This window comes from Mesorhizobium sp. M0830 (genome assembly GCF_040319965.1).
Lineage (GTDB): Bacteria > Pseudomonadota > Alphaproteobacteria > Rhizobiales > Rhizobiaceae > Mesorhizobium.
In genome coordinates, this window is sequence record NZ_JAMYOR010000068.1 from 15,108 (window position 1) to 34,565 (window position 19,458).

Consider the following 19,458-nt stretch of genomic DNA (forward strand, 5'->3'; position numbering starts at 1 on the left):
TCCAGATGAACATCCATGAGTATCAGGGCAAGGCGCTGCTGAAGTCGTTCGGCGCGCCGGTGGCCGAGGGCGTACCGGTGTTCAAGGCGAACGAAGCGGAAGCCGCCGCCAAGGCGCTCCCCGGTCCGCTTTATGTGGTGAAGAGCCAGATCCATGCCGGCGGCCGCGGCAAGGGCAAATTCAAGGAGCTCGGCCCGGATGCCAAGGGCGGTGTGCGGCTGGCGAAGTCGGTCGCCGACGTCGTCACCAACGCCAATGAGATGCTGGGCAATACGCTGGTGACCAAGCAAACCGGCCCGGCCGGCAAGCAGGTCAACCGCCTCTACATCGAGGACGGCGCCGACATCGAGCGCGAACTCTACCTGTCGATCCTCGTCGACCGCTCGGTCGGCCGCGTTGCTTTCGTCGTCTCGACCGAAGGCGGCATGGACATCGAAGCGGTCGCGCATGACACGCCGGAAAAGATCATCACCGTCGCCATCGATCCGGAAAAGGGCGTCACATCGGCCGATCTGAAGGCGCTCAACGGCGCGCTGAAGCTCGACGGCGACGCGGCCAAGGACGGCGATACGCTGTTCCCGATCCTCTACAAGGCCTTCGTCGAGAAGGACATGAGCCTGCTCGAGGTCAATCCGCTGATCGTCATGAAGAGCGGGCGGCTGCGCGTGCTCGACGCAAAAGTGTCGTTCGACAACAACGCGCTGTTCCGCCACCCGGACGTGCTCGAACTGCGCGACACCACCGAAGAGGACGAGAAGGAGATCGAGGCGTCGAAATACGACCTCGCCTACGTCGCGCTCGACGGCAATATTGGCTGCATGGTCAACGGCGCCGGCCTTGCCATGGCGACGATGGACATCATCAAGCTCTATGGCGCCGAACCGGCCAACTTCCTCGATGTCGGCGGCGGTGCGTCGAAGGAAAAAGTGACAGCGGCGTTCAAGATCATCACCAAGGATCCGGCGGTCAAGGGTATCCTGATCAACATCTTCGGCGGCATCATGAAGTGCGACATCATTGCCGAGGGCGTGATTGCTGCGGTCAAGGAAGTCGGGCTTGAAGTGCCGCTGGTGGTGCGCCTGGAAGGCACCAATGCCGAGCTCGGCAAGAAGATCATCAACGATAGCGGCCTCAACGTGGTGTCGGCCGATGATCTCGACGACGCGGCCAAGAAGATCGTTGCGGCGGTGAAGGGCTGAGCGGATGCCTCCGCGCAAGATAAATCTGGTCGAGGCGGCGGATGCGAAGATCAGCAAGGTCTTCGATCCGCACATTGCCGGCGACATCAATGACAGCCAGGCCAAGGTCGCCAAGTTCGGCGAATCCTTCGACTGGCACGCGCATGACAATGAGGACGAGGCCTTCCTCGTGCTGCGTGGGCGCATTGCCATCGATTTTCGCGACGGTCCGGTCGAGCTTGGCGAGGGCGATTTCATCGTCGTGCCGCGCGGCGTCGAGCACAGGCCGCGCTCGCTGACTTCGGAGCCCGTGGTGCTGATGTTCGAGCCGGCGACGACGCTCAACACCGGCAACGCCAAGAGCGACCTCACCGTCTCCGACCTGAAGCGGCTCTGACCCATGAACGCAGCCGCCTTCTCCTCGCTCTCGGCCGATCACCAGCGCCTGCAGGCGCTGGTTGGCGCGTGGCGTGGTGAGGAAGAGGTGGCGGCAACCCAATGGACCGATGCCGGCACAGCGACTTCCGAAGTGTTGGCTGAGGCACAGTTCGGCGGGCTGTTCGTGGTGCAGCGCTATCGCCAGCGTCGCGACGGCACGGTCTCGTTCGGCGCGCACAGCGTGTTTGGCTTCGACCAGCAAAACAGCATCGCCACCATGCATCAGTTCGACTCGATGGGCTTCGTGCCGGCGGCGCCGGCCACGGGCACGTGGAGCGGCAACGAACTCACTCTGGAGCGGTCGTCGCCGCGCGGCGTCGCGCGCGTGACGTATGTTTTCGACGGTGCCGACGCCTACCGCATGCGATTGCAATTCAAACCTGCCGGCAGCGATGCCTGGCAGGACATGGTGAGCGGCGTTTACCGGCGCGTCTCGCCTTCCGAGTTAGGGGAAGGCTGAGCGATGCAGATCGTGGGCATGGCGGTTGAAAAAATACACATAATCACACATATATTGGCTGTGTATTTATGTGGAGACAAGCGATGAAGAATGTCACCCTAGCCATGGACGAGGCTTTGCTCGAAAAGGCGCGAGGCCTTGCCGGACGTCGCAACACCACGCTCAATGCCCTCGTTCGTTCACTGCTTGCGCATGAAGTCGAGCAGGAAGACCGGATGGCCTGGGCCAAGGCGGGAATGCAGCGACTCATGGACGAGGCCGCGAGACGGGGCGACAGCGCCGACACCCCTTACAAGTGGGATCGAAGGGACGCCTATGCCGACCGGGAGGATCGATTGCTTTCTCGACACGAACGTCCTGATCTACGCGGCTTCGGAGAAGAATCGTGATCCACGCCGCGCGCCGATCGCCGCAGAACTGGTATCGAGCACCATCTTTGGCTTGTCGGGGCAAACTTTGGCCGAATTCGCCGCAGTGTCGCGAGCGAAATCCCTCCTGGGCGATGACCGGCTCGACCAGTGGCTGGTTCTCCTCGGGACCTGTCCTTTGGTGCCCGTCGACGAAAGCTACGTCCGTTCTGGGCTGGACCTCGCGCGCCGTTTCGGAATTCACTACTACGACGCCGCGCTTCTCGCCGCGGCCGTCTATCTCGGTGCGCCGATTTTCTACACCGAGGATCTCAACCACAACCAGGTTTATGGCTCGGTACGAGCCGTCAATCCTTTCTTGTAATCGCTGAATCCAGAGGCGTTATCACCCATGTCCATTCTCGTCGACAAGAACACCAAGGTGCTGGTGCAGGGCCTGACCGGCAAGACCGGCACGTTCCACACTGAACAGGCGCTGGCCTATCACGGCACCAAGATGATCGGCGGCATCCATCCCAAGAAGGGCGGCGAGACCTGGACCGGCTCGAAGGGCGAAAGCCTGCCGATCTTCGCCACCGTCGCCGAGGGCAAGGAGAAGACCGGCGCCAACGCTTCAGTCGTCTATGTGCCGCCGGCGGGCGCCGCCGAAGCCATCCTGGAGGCGATCGAGGCCGAGATCCCGCTGATCATCTGCATCACCGAAGGCATACCGGTGATGGACATGATCAGGGTCAAGGCGCGGCTCGACCGCTCGACCTCGAGGCTGATCGGCCCGAACTGCCCGGGCGTCTTGACGCCCAACGAATGCAAGATCGGCATCATGCCCGGAAACATCTTCCGCAAGGGTTCGGTCGGCGTTGTTTCGCGCTCGGGAACGCTTACCTATGAGGCAGTGTTCCAGACCACCAATGTCGGCCTCGGCCAGACCACCGCCGTCGGTATTGGCGGCGACCCCGTCAAGGGCACCGAGTTCATCGACGTGCTCGAGATGTTCCTCGCCGACGACGAGACCAGGTCGATCATCATGATCGGCGAGATCGGCGGTTCGGCCGAGGAAGATGCCGCGCAGTTCCTCAAGGACGAAGCCAAGCGTGGCCGCAAGAAGCCGATGGCCGGCTTCATCGCCGGGCGCACCGCGCCGGCCGGCCGCACCATGGGTCATGCGGGCGCGGTCATCTCCGGCGGCAAGGGCGGCGCCGAGGACAAGATCGCGGCAATGGAATCGGCCGGCATCAAGGTATCGCCCTCGCCGGCAAGGCTGGGCACAACCCTGGTCGAGGCGATCAAGAGTTAAAGCGAGTAGCGAGTAGTGAATAGCGAATAGGGAAAACAGAGTAGCGGTGCGACCACGGGGCAATCCCTACTCGCTATTCGCTACTCCCTATTCGCTCAAACAGGAGACGGAGCCGGGCTCCGCGGACAAAAAATGGCAAGACAAGATCAGGCCAACGACCAGTTTTCGCTCACCTCTTTCCTCTATGGCGGCAATGCCGATTACATCGACGCGCTCTACGCCGCCTATGAGGACGATCCAGCCTCGGTAAATGCCGAATGGCAGGAGTTCTTCGCCGGGCTGAAGGACGATGCTGGCGATGTGCGCAGGAACGCCAAGGGCGCCTCCTGGGCGAAGCCGTCCTGGCCGCTGCAGGCCAATGGCGAACTGGTCTCGGCGCTAGACGGCAATTGGGGCATCGTCGAGAAAACCATCGAAAAGAAGGTCAAGGACAAGGCGGTCACCAACGGTGTCGTGCTTTCCGATGCCGACGTACACCAGGCGACGCGCGATTCCGTGCGCGCCATCATGATGATCCGCGCCTACCGCATGCGCGGCCATCTGCATGCCAATCTCGACCCGCTCGGCATCGCCAAGCCGCTCGAGGACTACAACGAATTGTCGCCGGAAAATTACGGCTTCACCGAAGCCGATTACGACCGGCCGATCTTCCTCGACAATGTGCTCGGGCTTGAATTCGGCAGCATCCGGCAAATGCTGGAAATCCTCACCCGCACCTATTGCTCGACGCTGGGCGTCGAGTTCATGCATATTTCCGATCCTGAGGAAAAAGCCTGGATCCAGGCGCGCATCGAGGGCGCCGACAAGGAGATCTCCTTCACCGCCACCGGCAAGAAGGCGATCCTGCAGAAGCTGGTCGAATCCGAAGGTTTCGAACAGTTCATCGACGTCAAGTACAAGGGCACCAAGCGTTTCGGCCTCGATGGCAGTGAAGCGTTGATCCCGGCGCTGGAGCAGATCATCAAGCGCGGCGGCCAACTCGGCATGAAGGAGATCGTGCTCGGCATGGCGCATCGCGGCCGGCTGAACGTGCTCTCCCAGGTGATGGCCAAGCCGCACCGCGCCATCTTCCACGAATTCAAGGGCGGCTCGGCCGCGCCCGACGAAGTCGAGGGTTCGGGCGACGTCAAGTACCATCTCGGCGCCTCGTCGGACCGCGAGTTCGATGGCAACAAGGTGCATTTGTCGCTGACCGCCAATCCCTCGCATCTGGAAATCGTCGACCCGGTGGTGATGGGCAAGGCGCGCGCCAAGCAGGATTATCTGTTCGGCCGCAGCCGCGAGGAAATCGTGCCGCTGGAAGAACGCGCCAAGGTGCTGCCGCTCTTGCTGCACGGCGACGCCGCCTTCGCCGGCCAGGGCGTGATCGCAGAAATTCTCGGCCTGTCCGGCCTGCGCGGCCACCGGGTCGCCGGCACGCTGCATTTCATCATCAACAACCAGATCGGCTTCACCACCAATCCGCGTTTCTCGCGCTCGTCGCCCTATCCGTCCGACGTGGCCAAGATGATCGAGGCGCCGATCTTCCACGTCAATGGCGACGACCCGGAAGCCGTGGTGCACGCCACCAAGGTGGCGATCGAATTCCGCATGAAGTTCCACAAGCCCGTGGTGGTGGACATGTTCTGCTACCGCCGCTTCGGCCACAATGAAGGCGACGAGCCGGCCTTCACCCAGCCGATCATGTATCGCAACATCCGCACCCACAAGACCACGGTACAGATATACGCCGACCGCCTGATTGCCGAAGGCCACATCACCCAGGCCGAATTCGACCGGATGAGGGCCGACTGGCGCGCGCATCTGGAATCCGAGTGGGAAGTCGGCCAGCATTACAAGCCCAACAAGGCCGATTGGCTCGACGGAGCCTGGTCGGGCCTGCGCACGGCCGACAACCAGGATGAACAGCGGCGCGGCAAGACCGCCGTGCCGGTCAAGACGCTGAAGGAAATCGGCAAGAAGCTGACCGAGGTGCCGAAGGATTTCGAGGCGCACAAGACGATCATCCGCTTCCTCGAAAACCGCCGCCAGGCGATCGAATCCGGCGAAGGCATCGACTGGTCGACGGCGGAGGCGCTGGCTTTCGGCGCCATCCTGCTCGACGGCAATCCGATCCGCCTGTCGGGGCAGGATTCCGAACGCGGCACCTTCTCGCAGCGCCATTCCGTGCTCTACGACCAGCGCGACGAAACCCGCTACATCCCGCTCAACAATCTGTCGGCCGCACAGGCCGGCTACGAAGTCATCAACTCGATGCTGTCGGAAGAGGCGGTGCTGGGCTTCGAATATGGCTACAGCCTGGCTGAGCCGAAGGCGCTGACGCTGTGGGAAGCCCAGTTCGGCGACTTCGCCAACGGCGCCCAGGTGGTGTTCGACCAGTTTATCTCGTCAGGAGAGCGCAAGTGGCTCCGAATGTCGGGCCTCGTGTGCCTGTTGCCCCATGGCTATGAAGGCCAGGGCCCGGAACACTCCTCGGCCCGGCTCGAGCGCTTCCTGCAGCTTTGCGCCGAAGACAATATGCAAGTCGCCAACTGCACGACGCCGGCCAACTACTTCCACATCCTGCGCCGGCAGCTGAAGCGCGACTTCCGCAAGCCGCTTATCCTGATGACGCCGAAGTCGCTGCTGCGCCACAAGCGGGCGGTGTCGACGCTGCCGGAAATGTCGGGCGAAAGCTCGTTCCACCGGCTGCTTTGGGACGATGCCCAGCTGCTGCCCAACCAGGCGATCAAGCTCACCAAGGATTCGAAAATCCGCCGCGTCGTGCTGTGCTCGGGCAAGGTCTACTACGATCTCTACGAGGAGCGCGAGAAGCGCGGCATCAACGACATCTATCTGCTGCGCGTCGAACAGCTCTATCCGTTCCCGGCCAAGGCGCTGATCACCGAACTGTCGCGCTTCCGCAATGCGGAGATGGTGTGGTGCCAGGAGGAGCCCAAGAACATGGGTGCCTGGTCGTTCATCGACCCGTATCTGGAATGGGTGCTGGCGCATATCGACGCCAAGCATCAGCGGGTGCGCTACACCGGCCGCCCGGCGGCTGCCTCGCCGGCGACCGGGTTGATGTCCAAGCACCTTGCCCAGCTCGCCGCCTTGCTCGAAGACGCGCTTGGTGAATAGAACAGAGCGCCCCAATAGAGCAGAATTGGGCTGACAAAACAGAACCGACCAGAAACGGACAGGCACAATGGCTACCGAAATCCGCGTTCCCACTCTCGGCGAATCCGTCACCGAAGCGACCATCGGCAAATGGTTCAAGAAGGTCGGCGATGCCATTGCCGCCGATGAGCCTTTGGTCGAGCTCGAAACTGACAAGGTGACGGTGGAAGTGCCCGCCGCCGCCGCCGGGACGCTGAGCGAAATCACCGTCAAGGAAGGCGAGACCGTCGGCGTCGGCGCACTGCTGGGTTCGATTTCGGCAGATGGCGCGGCCGCAGCGACTGCGACCAAGCCGCAGGCGGTGTCGCAGGCCTCGTCGCCGGATGCAGCATCGACTGGCAAGCAGGCGGCGGCCGAGACCGCCAAGATTGCCGGCGATGCCGGACCGGTCGAGCCGCGCAGCATGCCGCCGGCGCCGGCGGCGGCGAAACTGATCGCCGAACACAATCTCTCGGTCGACCAGCTCTCGGGTTCGGGCAAGCGCGGCCAGGTGCTGAAGGGCGACGTGCTCGACGCCATTTCCAAGGGTGCGCCATCGCAGCCGGCTGAGACACCCAAGGCCACACCGGCACCGGTTGCCGTGCGGGCGCCGTCCTCGGGCGACGACGCATCGCGCGAGGAACGCGTGCGCATGACCAAGCTGCGCCAGACGATCGCGCGCCGCCTCAAGGAAGCACAGTCGACTGCCGCCATGCTGACCACCTTCAACGAGGTCGACATGTCAGCGGTGATGGCACTCAGGGCCAAGTACAAGGACGTGTTCGAGAAGAAGCATGGCGTGAAGCTCGGCTTCATGGGCTTCTTCACCAAGGCCGTGACCCACGCCTTGAAGGAAATCCCTTCGGTCAATGCAGAGATCGACGGCACCGATATCATCTTCAAGAACTACGCCCATATCGGCGTCGCCGTCGGCACCGAAAAGGGCTTGGTCGTGCCGGTCGTGCGCAATGCCGACGAGATGTCGATCGCCGAGATCGAAAAGGACATCGGCCGGCTGGGCATCGCCGCGCGCGACGGCAAGCTGTCGGTCGCCGACATGCAAGGCGGGACGTTCACGATCTCCAATGGCGGCGTTTACGGGTCGCTGATGTCGACGCCGATCCTCAACGCGCCGCAGTCGGGCATCCTCGGCATGCACAAGATCCAGGACCGGCCTGTGGTGGTCGGCGGCCAGATCGTGATCAGGCCGATGATGTATCTGGCGCTCAGCTACGACCACCGCATCGTCGACGGCAAGGAAGCGGTGACCTTCCTCGTCCGCGTCAAGGAAAGCCTGGAGGATCCGGAACGGCTGGTGCTCGATCTCTAGGATTGGTGCCGATCCGGCTGTTAAACGGTAGGCAGGGGGAAGGGATCTGCGCAGCAGAATGACGATTTGTTCCCTTAGCCTTTCTAGGGTGCTTTCGTTCGTATCGATCGCGGGCGGCATGGCGTTGGCCGTCGCTGGCGCCCATGCCGCCTGTCCGATCGGGCTCGCCGTCTATGGCGATGCCCAAAGCGGCAGCGAGATCGATTTTACGCCAGCAGGCACCTCGGCAGCCGTCACCAACTCGTTCAGGATGATCCTCGACAACAATGTCGTGCTGAACGGCATCGTCATGTGGAACGAGGGCGTGTCGCGGCCGAACGGCGCGCTGATGTACAAATGCCCGGAAGGCGACGTCACCGGCGAGGAGCTTGCCGCCTGCACGCCATGGCATGGTGTCATCTACACGTCGGACGACAAGGGCAGCATCGGGCTGCTGCCGTCTGAAAGCGTCGAGGCGCCTAAGACGCTGATACTGCCGGATCTCGGGCCGTCGCTGCGCCAATCCTCGGCCTATGGCGGCAGCGGGTTTTCGAAGGTGCCGTGGGATGTATTTGCCTTGAAGGGATGCCAGGAATGAGCGGGACGCAAAAGGTGTTGCTGGTCACCGGCGGCAGCCGCGGCATTGGCGCCGCGATCTGCCGGCTCGGCTCGAAGGCCGGCTACCGGCTGGGAATCAACTACGCTTCGAACCGGAATGCCGCCGACGCACTGGTCGCCGAGATCAAGGCCGGCGGCGGCGAGGCTTTTGCCGTCAAGGGCGATGTCGGCGCCGAGTCCGATATCGTGGCCATGTTCGGCGCTGTAGACCGCGCCTATGGCCGGCTCGATGCCTTCGTCAACAATGCCGGCATCGTCGACGTCAAGGCGCGCGTCGATGAAATGGATGTGGCGCGGCTCGAGCGCATGATGCGCATCAATGTCGTCGGCTCGTTCCTCTGCGCCCGCGAGGCGGTCAAGCGCATGTCGACCCGCCACGGCGGGTCGGGCGGATCCATCGTCAACATCTCGTCGGCTGCAGCGACATTGGGCTCGCCGGGCGAATTTGTCGACTATGCCGCCTCCAAGGGTGCCATCGACACTTTTACCATCGGGCTTGCCCGTGAGGTCGCGCTGGAAGGCATCCGCGTCAATGCGGTGCGGCCGGGCCTCATCGACACCGAGATCCATGCCTCTGGCGGGCAGCCGGACAGGATAGAACGGTTCCGCGATCTACTGCCGATGAAAAGAGCGGGCACCGCGAATGAAGTCGCGGGTGCGGTTCTCTATCTCCTATCCGATGCCGCGTCCTATACGACAGGCGCGATCCTGAATGTCAGCGGCGGCCGCTGAGCCCCAATCAAGAAGGACATTATCATGGCTTATGACGTCGTTATCATCGGATCGGGACCAGGCGGCTATGTCTGCGCCATCAAGGCGGCGCAACTCGGGCTGAAGGTCGCGGTGGTCGAGAAGAACGCGACCTTCGGCGGCACCTGTCTCAACATCGGTTGCATACCGTCCAAGGCGCTGCTGCATGCCTCCGAGATGTTCGCCGAGGCCGGGCATTCCTTCGACACGCTGGGCGTCGAGATACCGGCGCCGAAGCTGAACCTGAAGAAGATGATGGCGCACAAGGACGCGACGGTGTCTTCGAACGTCAACGGCGTCGCTTTCCTGTTCAAGAAGAACAAGATCGACGCGTTTCGCGGCACCGGCAAGGTGATCGCGGCCGGCAAGGTCTCGGTGACCGGCGAGGAAGGCAAGGTCGAGGAGATCGAGACGAAGAACATCGTCATCGCAACCGGCTCCGATGTCGCCGGCATTCCCGGCGTCAAGGTCGACATTGATGAGAATGTGATCGTGTCTTCGACCGGGGCGCTGTCGCTGGAGAAGGTGCCCGGCCATCTGGTGGTGGTCGGAGGCGGGGTTATCGGGCTCGAGCTCGGCTCGGTGTGGGCCCGGCTCGGCGCCAAGGTCACCGTGGTCGAGTTCCTCGACACGATCCTGGGCGGGATGGACGGCGAGGTCTCCAAGCAGTTCCAGCGGCTTTTGTCGAAGCAGGGTTTCGAGTTCAAGCTCGGCGCCAAGGTCACCGGCGTCGCCAAGGCCAAGAAGGGCGCGACCGTCACTTTTGAGCCGGTCACGGGCGGTGCCGCCGAGACCATCGAAGCCGACGCGGTGCTGATTTCGACGGGGCGCCGCGCCTATTCCGACAGCCTCGGGCTGAAGGAAGCCGGCGTCGAGGTCGACGAACGCGGCCGTGTCAAGATCGATGGCCATCTGCGGACCAACGTTCCCGGCATCTATGCTATCGGCGATGTCATCGCCGGACCGATGCTTGCGCACAAGGCCGAGGACGAGGGCGTGGCGGTGGCGGAAACCATTGCCGGCCAGGCCGGCCACGTGAACTATGACGTCATTCCGAGTGTCGTCTACACAAGCCCGGAAATCGCCTCGGTCGGCAAGACCGAAGAAGAGCTGAAGAAGGCAGGCATCGACTACAAGGTGGGAAAGTTTCCCTTCAGCGCCAATGGCCGGGCACGCGCCATGCTGCATACCGACGGTTTTGTGAAGATCCTCGCCGACAAGACGAGCGACCGCGTGCTCGGCGTGCATATCGTCGGCTTCGGCGCCGGCGAGCTGATCCACGAGGCGGCGGTGCTGATGGAGTTCAGCGGCTCGTCCGAGGATCTCGCCCGCACCTGCCACGCACATCCGACGATGTCGGAAGCGGTCAAGGAGGCGGCGCTGGCAACGTTCTTCAAGCCGCTCCACATTTAGCTAAAGGCGATCAACGCTTCGTGGTCCCAGCGCGGAGAGGGAGCCGCATTTCTCGGCTAACCTCGCGACATGAATCCTTGGCTCAAGCCGAGGAGCGACCGGCGCTATAGCCCTAAACAAAACGGCCCGCCTTTCGGCGGGCCGTTTGTATTTGATGTCGGGCCGATCTATTGGGCTGGCGCAGGGGCCGGAGCAGGCGCGGGCGCTGGTGCCGGAGCAGGCGCTGGTGCTGGTGCTGGCGCTGGTGCCGGGGCTGGCGCTGGTGCCGGCGCAGGTTCAGCCGGCTTCATCGGTTCCGCCGGTGCGGGTGCAGGGGCCGGTGTGCTGGCCGCCGGCGGCTCGGCCGGTGCCGGGTGCTCACCACTTCTTCCGAAAACATAATACGCGACAACCGCCAGAATAACGACGACCAGTGCAATCAGCCAACCACTGCCGCCGCCGCCGCCGCTTGGCCTCGGAGTGTTGGTGGATGGATTGAACGGGTCGTTTGGATTCGGTGCGTTCGCCATAAAAGTGTCCTCCGTGGATGAAAAATATCAATCAACACCAATTAACGCGCAATCACCTAACTGGTTTCACGCTAGGGTTGGAAAACGCCAAAAACAAGGGCAATCCTGCCTCTCTAGAGGCTAAATGGCGTCGTTTCGCCACGCAGTGTGCCACGTTCGCGCCTGCTATGGTCGTTTCTGAGGATTTGCCATGATGAATCGAACAGTGCTGGTTGTTCCGAATCACTTCGCTGCTCTTGCCGGAGCCCAATTCGCCGACCGCTATGTGCTGGTCACCGAAGGTCTTTCGTTGACCGCGCTCGGCGCGGCGGAACGGGCCCTGGGGCGAACGCCGCGATGGGTCGGCAGGCTCACGGCCTTGCGCAACCTTGCTGTCAGGCCATTCGGGCTGAAGACAGGCCACGAGCCGGCGGTGTTGCCGGCTGGCCGGATCGGAATATTTCCGCTCATCAGCCAGCTTCCCGGCAACGTCGTGCTTGGCCTCGACGACCGGCATCTCGATTTCCGCCTCCTGGTCGAAGTCAGGGATCTCGGCATGACTCGTCAGGAGGTGGCCGCAACGACCATCGTCAAGACGCACAATTGGCTCGGGCGCGCGTATCTGGCGATTGTCATGCCGTTTCACCGGATCATCGTTCCGGCGATGCTGGCTCAGGTTTTGACCAAATAGAGCTAGAATGCGACAGGTGTAACGCTGTAGCCGGCCTTGCGGAAATCCTCGACCAGGCCTTCGGGGCCGGGAAGGTGGAGCGCGCCGACCGCCATGAAGGCATTGCCCTTGGCAAGGATCGGCTCGGCATGTTCGACCATCACCTTGTTGCGGCTGGTGATCATGGTCTCCTCGAACGCCGCATAGCCCGCCGGGTCGTCCTGCCCTCCCGGCATTGCGGCGCGAAACAGCGGCCAGAACATGCCGGTGTCGCCGCGCTGGTAGAGCACGATCATGGTCTCGTTGATATCGTTGACCTTGTCGCCGAGCTTCAGCGTGTCGACGAGGCCCTTCATGTGAAAGGCCAACGGCAGCGAGGCCATGGCGCGCAGCTGGCTTTCAGCCGTCTCCAGCCCTTCCACCGGCTTTCCGGCAGCCTTTGCACCCTCCGCCAGCTTGACGTCGAGCACCGGTGCGCCGCCGGACTGGCGGGCGAGCTCGCAGGCCGGCAATGCCATCATGGCTGACAGCATCCACGGCTTCATCTTGGCAACGGTCGCCGGCGGGATGCCGCGCGCGTCGAGGGCGGTGTTCATGGCCGCGGCATCGTCGGGTGACAACAGCGACGACAGCGTCGTCGAGTCGGTGAACATCATCAGGTCCGGCTCCTTGAGCATCGCGACCATCATCTTCTGCTTGTCGAGCACGTCGGTGGTTTCGATGACGATGGTGCCGGCGGCGTCATAGGCTTTCTGGGCGCTTGGCGGCAGAGCGGTGACGCGCGGGTCGGTCATGTGCATGGTGCCGAACAGGAACGATGGCTTTTCACCCGGCTTTTCCAGCTTCCACAACAGGCCCTTGCCGTTCGGCGTCGCCGCGGCTTCGGCCTCTATCTTGCGATAGGTCGCCGGATCATTCTTCTGCAAGGCCGACAGCATGTCGGCGCCGCTGCAGGTTGGGATTTCGGCATGCGCCCTGCCGGCCGCGAACAGCAAGACGGCGAGGAACGACAGAAAAAACAGGACATTGAGCGCAACAAGCAGCTTCAGCGAGACGTGAGCTGCACGGTCGGCGATGGCGATGACGCGTTTCATGATTCCGTTCTAGGACTGAAAAGCGGCAAAACGGTTAACCTGCACGGCGAAATTGAAGGGTTTACGCCCTTGGATGGGCGGATTCGTAAATTTCAAGCAGTCTTGCGGTGTCGACGCCGGTGTAGATCTGCGTCGTCGACAGGCTGGCGTGGCCCAAGAGCTCCTGGATGGTGCGCAGGTCCCCGCCGCGCCCGAGCAGATGCGTGGCGAAGGAATGGCGCAGCGCATGCGGTGTCGCGGTGTCGGGCAGGTTGAGCGCCGAGCGCAGCTTGGCCATGTCGCGCTGGACTATCGCCGGGTTGAGCGGGCCGCCGCGCGCACCGCGAAACAGCAGGCCCTTGGGGTCGAGATGATAGGGGCAGAGCCGGCGGTATTCGGCGATTGCCCGCAGCGCCACAGGCAGCACCGGCACCAGCCGCGTCTTGCCGCCCTTGCCGGTGACGCGCAATACCGTGTCGGCCGCCGCCCCCAGGTCGGCGCCGGCCAGGCCAAGCGCCTCGGAAATGCGCAGGCCGGAGCCGTAGAGCAGCGTCAGCACGGCGGCGTTGCGGGCAGCGATCCAGGGTTCTTCCGCCAATTGGCTTTCGACGGAAACGACATGCTTGGCATCGCTCGCTGTCAACGGCTTGGGCAGCGATTTGGGCTGGCGCGGGGCGCGCAGCGCTGCCGCGCCCGCCGCGTTTGCGAGGCCGCGCCGTTCGAGGAAACGCAGCAACGAGCGGATGCCGGCGAGACCACGGCCAAGCGTTCGGGCCCCGGCGCCGGCGTTGCGCCGCGCGGCGAGAAAGCCGCGCAGATCGGCCGGGCGCAGGTTGGCGATGTCCGCAATTCCGGGCGAGCCGCCGCAATGGCCGGTCAGGAAATGCAGGAACTGCCTGACGTCACGCTCATAAGCCTCGACGGTTTCCGGCGACAGCCGGCGTTCGCGCGCGAGCATCTTCAGCCAGCTTTCACGCGCCGCCTGGAGATCGGGTTTGGCCGGGATGAGGAATTCTTGCATGGCGGCATTTTCGGGTATTCGGGTTAGGAAGCGGTGAAGAGCCCGTCATTGAAATGACAGCCGCGTGGGGCTAGAGCAGGCCAAAGGATATTTCGCCATGAGCAAGCCCCAGAACCCTGTCCAGATGGCCGTGATCGGCGCCGCCCATGGCATCAAGGGCGAACTCAGGGTGAAGACCTTCACGGGCGAGCCGATGGCGCTGGCCGATTATGGCCCGCTCTATGCCAGGGACGGCCGTGCTTTCCAGATCATCGACATCAGGCCCGCCAACACTGTCGTCGTTGTCCGCTTCAAGGGCATTGCCGACCGCAACGCGGCCGAGGCGCTGGCCGGCACGGAGCTGTTCGTCGATCGCTCGATGCTGCCGGACGACGGCGAAGAAGACGAATTCTATCATGCCGACCTCGTCGGCCTGGAAGTCCGGGACGACACGGGTGCCGTGCTCGGAAAGGTCGTCGCCGTGCATAATTTCGGCGGCGGTGACATCCTCGATGTGACGCTGGGCGGGCGCAAGGGCGTGCTGATCCCGTTCACGCAGGCCGCGGTGCCGCAAGTATCGGTTGCCGATGGCTTCGTCCGGGTCGACCCGGCGGCGGCTGGGCTGGTCGACGACGCGGACGGCGATGGCCCGCGCGAAGAAGACTTCGACCCGAAGGGCAGGCCGCGCGGACCGAGCGACGCCGGGGGCAACCGGTGAGTTTTTTCGCCTCCGTGCTGACGCTCTATCCCGAAATGTTCCCGGGCGCGCTCGGCCTGTCGTTGGCCGGGCGGGCGCTCGAGGCCGGCACGTGGTCGCTGGAAGCGATCCAGATCCGCGACTTCGCCACCGACCGCCACCGCACCGTCGACGACACACCGGCCGGCGGCGGCGCCGGTATGGTGATGCGTGCCGATGTGCTGGCGAAAGCCATAGACCATACCTCGCCGCCAAGTGATGCACGGCCACGGCTTTTGATGAGCCCGCGCGGCAGACCGCTGACCCAGGCACGGGTGCGCGAACTGGCTGCCGGGCCGGGCGCCGTCATCCTGTGCGGCCGCTTCGAGGGTGTCGACCAGCGGGTGATCGACGCGCGGGGATTGGAGGAAGTCTCCATCGGCGATTTCATCCTCTCTGGCGGTGAGCCCGCCGCACTGGCGCTGCTCGATGCGGTGGTGCGGTTGTTGCCGGGCGTCATGGGCAACGCAGTATCCGGCGAGGAAGAGAGTTTCGAGAACGGCCTGCTCGAACACCCGCACTATACAAGACCGCAGGAATTCGAAGGCCGCGAGATTCCCGAGGTGCTGATTTCTGGCAACCACAAGAAGATCGCCGCATGGCGGCGGGCGGAATCGGAAAAGCTGACAGCGGAGAGGCGTCCGGACCTGCTTGCTGCTGCTCAGCCCTTGGTGAAGTAGTAAAAGGCAAGGAACAGGCCGACGGCGACGACGAAGCCGCGCACCGCGTTCTGTGGCACGCGCTTGGCGATCCAGACGCCGGCATAGCCGCCCAGCGCGCCGCCCGGGATCATGATGATCGCCTGAGGCCAGGCAACGACGCCGCCCGAGACGAAGACGGCGATCGCGACAGCGGCGATGACCACGGCCAGCATGTTCTTCAGTGCGTTCAGCCGGTGGTAGTCGCCGGCTTGTGTGAGGCCGAGCGTTGCCAGCATCATCACGCCCATGCCGGCGCCGAAGAAGCCGCCATAGACGGCGGTGACGAACTGCGCCAGCGAGCCGGCGAGTGAGCCCACTGAAGCTTCATGGCCGGGTTTTGGCGCGGGCTTTAGCCAGGGCCCTGCGGCGAACAGCGCCGTGGCGCCTAACAGCAGCCATGGCACCAGGGCGCGAAATGATGGGTTATCCAGCGCCAACAGGATCAGCGCGCCGGCCAGCGCGCCGGACGCCGAGATCAGGCACAGCACAAGCGCGCCGCGCCAGAAATGCCTGATGTCTGCCGAGTAGGCCAGCGTGGAGGTGATGTAGCCCGGAAATTGCGTGACCGAGGACGTGGCGTTGGCGACGATCGGCGGCAGGCCGACCAGTGTCATGGCGCCGAAGGTGATGAAGGTGCCACCACCGGCGACCGCATTGGCGGCGCCTGACAGAAAGCCCGCCAGGAACAGCAGGATGGCATCGAATACAGACATGGAGGTGGCGCTCAAAAACTGTGGTATTGCAGGCTTAGGAGGCCTGAGGGCCCGGAGCAACCCGGCACGGCAAGATTACGATGGTGCCATCCGAGCAGAAAATGCGCGGCCAAGGCGTGACAAAGCTGCGAAATAGCTGTATGTGCCCGCCCGTACCGGCCAGAAAGAATCTGCCGGACCCGTCAACAATGACGGTGTAGTCGCCCCTGCCCGATGTTTCAAAGACAGATGTCTCGAACAAAGGGCATAGCCGAGCGGTCAATGAAACTGCAAGGCGAGTGTCGGACGCTCTGACTGTCGGAAGAACAAGAAGTGGACTTTTGAGATGGATATTCTCCGTCAGCTCGAGGCCGAACAGGCCGCCAAGATCGAAGCCAAGCGCAAGCTTCCCGAATTCCAGCCCGGCGACACGGTGCGCGTCCAGGTCCGCGTGACCGAAGGCACCCGCACCCGCGTCCAGGCTTATGAGGGCGTCGTCATCGCCCGCGCCGGCGCCGGCTTCCAGGAGAACTTCACCGTCCGCAAGATTTCCTACGGCGAAGGCGTCGAGCGCGTGTTCCCGGTCTACTCGCCGATGGTCGAAGGCGTCGAGATCGTGCGCCGCGGCAAGGTGCGTCGCGCCAAGCTCTACTACCTGCGCGATCGTCGCGGCAAGTCGGCCCGTATTTCGGAAAACACCGGCGTGCGCGCCCGCAAGCTGAATGACGAGGAGCGCGATGCGCTGAACGCCGAGAAGGCCCGCATCGAGGCCGAGAAGGTGGCCGCCGCCGAGGCTCTGGCCGCTGAGAAGGCCGCCCAGGACGCCGTCGAGAAGAAGGCCGCCGCCGAGGCAGCTGACGCCGCCAAGGCTGCCGAAGCAGCCACAGCCGAATAAGGTTTTCGACGAGCATGTTCAAAAAGGCGGCTTCGGCCGCCTTTTTTCGTTCCCGGAGAACAGTTGGGCTGGCTGAAATCCGCGGTTGACTCGATTTATATCGTGTACTAAATAATCGTGCACGATTTGAATGGAGAAGCGAAATGCCTGCATTGTATTCCACCCAAGCCCGCGCCGTCGGCGGCCGCGCCGGCCATGTCCAGAGCGATGATGGCCTGCTCAGCCTCGACCTTGCCATGCCCAAGGAGCTTGGTGGCAAGGGTGGCGCCACCAATCCCGAACAGCTTTTCGCCGCTGGCTATGCCGCCTGCTTCGAAAGCGCCATGCGCTTCATCGCGGGCAAGCAGAAACTGCCGCTGCAGGATGCTTCGGTGACGGCCAAAGTCAGCCTGCACAGCAATGCGCAGGGCGGATTTGTACTTGGCGTATCGCTGTCGGCGGAAACGAAAGGTCTTGATCAAACGGCGGCGGAAGCGCTTGTATCGGCGGCGCATCAGGTTTGCCCCTACTCCAACGCCATCAAGGGCAACATCGAAGTGACGCTTTCGGCAAAGGCGCTTCCGGCAAAGGCAGCATGACCGCGGAAACGACAACCACGTCCACACATGCCCCGGCGCAATTCGCCGGGGTGGCAAAACTCGATCAACAGCTCTGCTTCGCGCTCTATTCGGCAAGTGGGCTGATGACGCGGCTGTATCGTCCGCTGCTCGATCCGCTCGGCCTGACCTATCCGCAATATCTGGCGATGCTGGCGCTGTGGGAGCGCTCTCCGAGCACAGTGGGCGAGCTTGGCGAGGCGCTCGGGCTCGATTCTGCGACACTGACGCCGCTGCTCAAGCGGCTGGAGGCCGGCGGCCTGGTCACGCGCCGTCGCGACCCCGCCGACGAGCGCCGGGTTCTGGTGGAGCCGACGGCGAAGGGCCAGGCACTGCGCGAGCAGGCCAGAAGCGTACCGGCAGCGATGCTTTGCAATCTGCCGTTGGACGTCGACGAGTTGAAGTACCTGCACCACACCCTGACGCGGTTCGTCTCCGGCTTGCGCAAAGCGGATCCCGGCACCGCGAGCCCGAGCTGATCGCAGCCGCGGCACGGTTCCTTCTCGAATTGCGGGATTGAAAGCATTGGAATCCGCTTTCGCGTGCACTGACGCAGCGGAGCGTCTTGCATGACGCCTGCGGAAAGCTAAAGTCGGCGCCGGATTTTCCTGCAAACCCGGCCATGCCCGGGTCATTCAATTCCCGGGGAGTGTGTCATGACCAAATCGAAACTGCTGCTGGCAGGCCTGCTTGCCTTCATCCTCGCGCCTGTTGCCACGTTCGCGCAGGCGCTGCCCGACCTTGGCGGCAAGAAAGTTGTGGTGGTGACCGAAAACGCCTATCCGCCGCTGCAGTTCATCGACGCCAAGACCGGCAAGCAGATCGGCTGGGAATATGACGCGATGAACGAGATCGCCAAACGGCTCAATTTCACGGTCGAGTACCAGAACACCTCCTGGGACGCGATGATCCAGGCGGTTTCCGACAACCAGTACAACATCGGCATGACCGGCATCACCATCAAGGACGACCGCAAGGCGAAGGTGGATTTCTCCGACCCCTATATGCGTTCGGAACAATTCATGCTGGTGCGCGGCGACGAAAGCCGCTTCACCGACGCCAAGACCTTCGGCGCCTTCAAGGACGGGCTGATCGGAGCGCAGGCCGGCACCACGCCCTTCTACACCGCGGTCTACAGCGTGCTCGACGGCAACGAGCAGAACCCGCGCATCAAGTTGTTCGAGACGTTTGGTGCGACGGTGCAGGCGCTGAAATCCGGGGACGTCGATGTCGTGCTGACCGACGGCACCGCAGGCAAAGGCTATGTCGATGCTTCCGAAGGCAAGCTGAAGTTGATCGGCGGACCGCTCGGCACCGAGGATTTTGGCTTTATCTTCCCGAAGGGTTCGGATTTGGTGAAGCCGGTCAACGCGGCCATCGCGGCTTTGAAGGCCGACGGGACGCTCGATGCGCTGAACAAGAAATGGTTTCTTGATTACAAGATGGGGCAGTAGGCCTCCTTGCCACGCGCATTACATGATGGTTATGCGCGACAATTAGCGCTGACTTTGCGCTTGAACGCCCCCCTCTGCCCTGCCGGGCATCTCCCCCTCGAGGGGCAGGGCTATCGCATATGAGTAAAGAGCTGGAAGAGGAAGTCTCTGTTCCATCTGGCTCTTCGCATCTTGCTGGCGATGGGTT

Annotated in this window: 22 protein-coding genes; 19 read left to right on the forward strand and 3 right to left on the reverse strand. The window is 63.2% G+C overall.

The features are described 5' to 3' along the window. Positions 1–5: 5 nt before the first annotated feature. From sucC to NKI20_RS28585, 13 genes are all read left to right on the forward strand, one after another. The gene (sucC, locus tag NKI20_RS28525) at positions 6–1,199 is read left to right on the forward strand and encodes an ADP-forming succinate--CoA ligase subunit beta (RefSeq protein WP_352728765.1); all 1,194 of its coding nucleotides are present in this window, start codon (positions 6–8) and stop codon (positions 1,197–1,199) included. 4 nt (positions 1,200–1,203) lie between these two features. Then, entirely contained in the window at positions 1,204–1,575 is a 372-nt protein-coding gene (locus NKI20_RS28530) for a cupin domain-containing protein (protein ID WP_023758905.1), read from the forward strand. A gap of 3 nt (positions 1,576–1,578) precedes the next feature. After that, positions 1,579–2,076 carry a DUF1579 family protein gene (locus NKI20_RS28535; protein WP_352606041.1) on the forward strand — a complete coding sequence of 166 codons (498 nt, stop codon included), beginning with the start codon at positions 1,579–1,581 and terminating at the stop codon, positions 2,074–2,076. A gap of 83 nt (positions 2,077–2,159) precedes the next feature. Continuing rightward, positions 2,160–2,465, forward strand: coding sequence for a hypothetical protein (locus NKI20_RS28540; RefSeq protein WP_352606039.1), 306 nt, complete (start codon positions 2,160–2,162; stop codon positions 2,463–2,465). Continuing rightward, positions 2,392–2,808, forward strand: a complete 417-nt coding sequence (locus tag NKI20_RS28545) for a PIN domain-containing protein (RefSeq protein WP_352606037.1) — start codon at positions 2,392–2,394, stop codon at positions 2,806–2,808. The genes NKI20_RS28540 and NKI20_RS28545 overlap by 74 nt, the downstream gene beginning before the upstream one ends. A gap of 27 nt (positions 2,809–2,835) precedes the next feature. After that, complete coding sequence (gene sucD / locus NKI20_RS28550) at positions 2,836–3,738, forward strand: succinate--CoA ligase subunit alpha (RefSeq protein WP_352606035.1); 903 nt, start codon at positions 2,836–2,838, stop codon at positions 3,736–3,738. A 132-nt stretch (positions 3,739–3,870) separates the two neighbouring features. Beyond that, complete coding sequence (locus tag NKI20_RS28555; protein ID WP_352606033.1) at positions 3,871–6,858, forward strand: 2-oxoglutarate dehydrogenase E1 component; 2,988 nt, start codon at positions 3,871–3,873, stop codon at positions 6,856–6,858. 67 nt (positions 6,859–6,925) lie between these two features. After that, positions 6,926–8,206 (forward strand): 2-oxoglutarate dehydrogenase complex dihydrolipoyllysine-residue succinyltransferase, encoded by a 1,281-nt coding sequence (gene odhB, locus NKI20_RS28560; protein ID WP_352836735.1) that lies wholly within the window; start codon positions 6,926–6,928, stop codon positions 8,204–8,206. Positions 8,207–8,264: 58 nt separating this feature from the next. Continuing rightward, positions 8,265–8,783, forward strand: coding sequence for a hypothetical protein (locus tag NKI20_RS28565; protein WP_352836737.1), 519 nt, complete (start codon positions 8,265–8,267; stop codon positions 8,781–8,783). Further along, positions 8,780–9,535 (forward strand): SDR family oxidoreductase, encoded by a 756-nt coding sequence (locus NKI20_RS28570; RefSeq protein WP_352836739.1) that lies wholly within the window; start codon positions 8,780–8,782, stop codon positions 9,533–9,535. Before NKI20_RS28565 ends, NKI20_RS28570 begins: the two co-directional genes overlap by 4 nt. 24 nt (positions 9,536–9,559) lie before the next feature. Further along, positions 9,560–10,966: a dihydrolipoyl dehydrogenase gene (lpdA, locus tag NKI20_RS28575; RefSeq protein WP_352836741.1), complete on the forward strand. Its 1,407-nt coding sequence runs from the start codon at positions 9,560–9,562 to the stop codon at positions 10,964–10,966. 154 nt (positions 10,967–11,120) lie between these two features. Further along, positions 11,121–11,369, forward strand: a complete 249-nt coding sequence (locus tag NKI20_RS28580) for a hypothetical protein (RefSeq protein WP_352836744.1) — start codon at positions 11,121–11,123, stop codon at positions 11,367–11,369. Between the two features lie 296 nt (positions 11,370–11,665). Continuing rightward, complete coding sequence (locus NKI20_RS28585; RefSeq protein WP_502898168.1) at positions 11,666–12,145, forward strand: DUF2867 domain-containing protein; 480 nt, start codon at positions 11,666–11,668, stop codon at positions 12,143–12,145. 2 nt (positions 12,146–12,147) lie between these two features. Here the strand turns inward: NKI20_RS28585 and NKI20_RS28590 are convergent, their stop codons facing one another. Both NKI20_RS28590 and NKI20_RS28595 read right to left on the reverse strand, forming a co-directional pair. Further along, positions 12,148–13,218 carry a TraB/GumN family protein gene (locus NKI20_RS28590; RefSeq protein WP_352836747.1) on the reverse strand — a complete coding sequence of 357 codons (1,071 nt, stop codon included), beginning with the start codon at positions 13,216–13,218 and terminating at the stop codon, positions 12,148–12,150. 61 nt (positions 13,219–13,279) lie between these two features. Continuing rightward, complete coding sequence (locus NKI20_RS28595; protein WP_352836750.1) at positions 13,280–14,218, reverse strand: tyrosine recombinase XerC; 939 nt, start codon at positions 14,216–14,218, stop codon at positions 13,280–13,282. A gap of 97 nt (positions 14,219–14,315) precedes the next feature. Here NKI20_RS28595 and rimM point away from each other — a divergent pair, with 97 nt between their 5' ends. Both rimM and trmD read left to right on the forward strand, forming a co-directional pair. Then, positions 14,316–14,915, forward strand: a complete 600-nt coding sequence (gene rimM, locus NKI20_RS28600; protein ID WP_352836753.1) for a ribosome maturation factor RimM — start codon at positions 14,316–14,318, stop codon at positions 14,913–14,915. After that, positions 14,912–15,613, forward strand: coding sequence for a tRNA (guanosine(37)-N1)-methyltransferase TrmD (gene trmD, locus NKI20_RS28605; protein WP_352728743.1), 702 nt, complete (start codon positions 14,912–14,914; stop codon positions 15,611–15,613). Before rimM ends, trmD begins: the two co-directional genes overlap by 4 nt. Here trmD and NKI20_RS28610 read toward each other — a convergent pair. Next, positions 15,595–16,347, reverse strand: a complete 753-nt coding sequence (locus tag NKI20_RS28610) for a sulfite exporter TauE/SafE family protein (RefSeq protein ID WP_023760968.1) — start codon at positions 16,345–16,347, stop codon at positions 15,595–15,597. The two genes, trmD and NKI20_RS28610, sit on opposite strands and share 19 nt — an antisense overlap. Before the next feature lie 325 nt (positions 16,348–16,672). Here NKI20_RS28610 and rplS point away from each other — a divergent pair, with 325 nt between their 5' ends. The 4 genes from rplS to NKI20_RS28630 all read left to right on the forward strand — a co-directional run bounded on the left by rplS (position 16,673) and on the right by NKI20_RS28630 (position 19,271). Beyond that, positions 16,673–17,221, forward strand: coding sequence for a 50S ribosomal protein L19 (gene rplS, locus NKI20_RS28615; RefSeq protein WP_352836757.1), 549 nt, complete (start codon positions 16,673–16,675; stop codon positions 17,219–17,221). Between the two features lie 143 nt (positions 17,222–17,364). Next, positions 17,365–17,799, forward strand: a complete 435-nt coding sequence (locus NKI20_RS28620; RefSeq protein ID WP_352836760.1) for an organic hydroperoxide resistance protein — start codon at positions 17,365–17,367, stop codon at positions 17,797–17,799. Continuing rightward, a complete protein-coding gene (locus NKI20_RS28625) occupies positions 17,796–18,296 on the forward strand; it encodes a MarR family winged helix-turn-helix transcriptional regulator (protein ID WP_352836763.1) in 501 nt (166 codons plus the stop codon). The genes NKI20_RS28620 and NKI20_RS28625 overlap by 4 nt, the downstream gene beginning before the upstream one ends. 177 nt (positions 18,297–18,473) lie before the next feature. Continuing rightward, entirely contained in the window at positions 18,474–19,271 is a 798-nt protein-coding gene (locus NKI20_RS28630; protein ID WP_352836765.1) for a transporter substrate-binding domain-containing protein, read from the forward strand. The last annotated feature ends 187 nt before the right edge of the window (positions 19,272–19,458 follow it).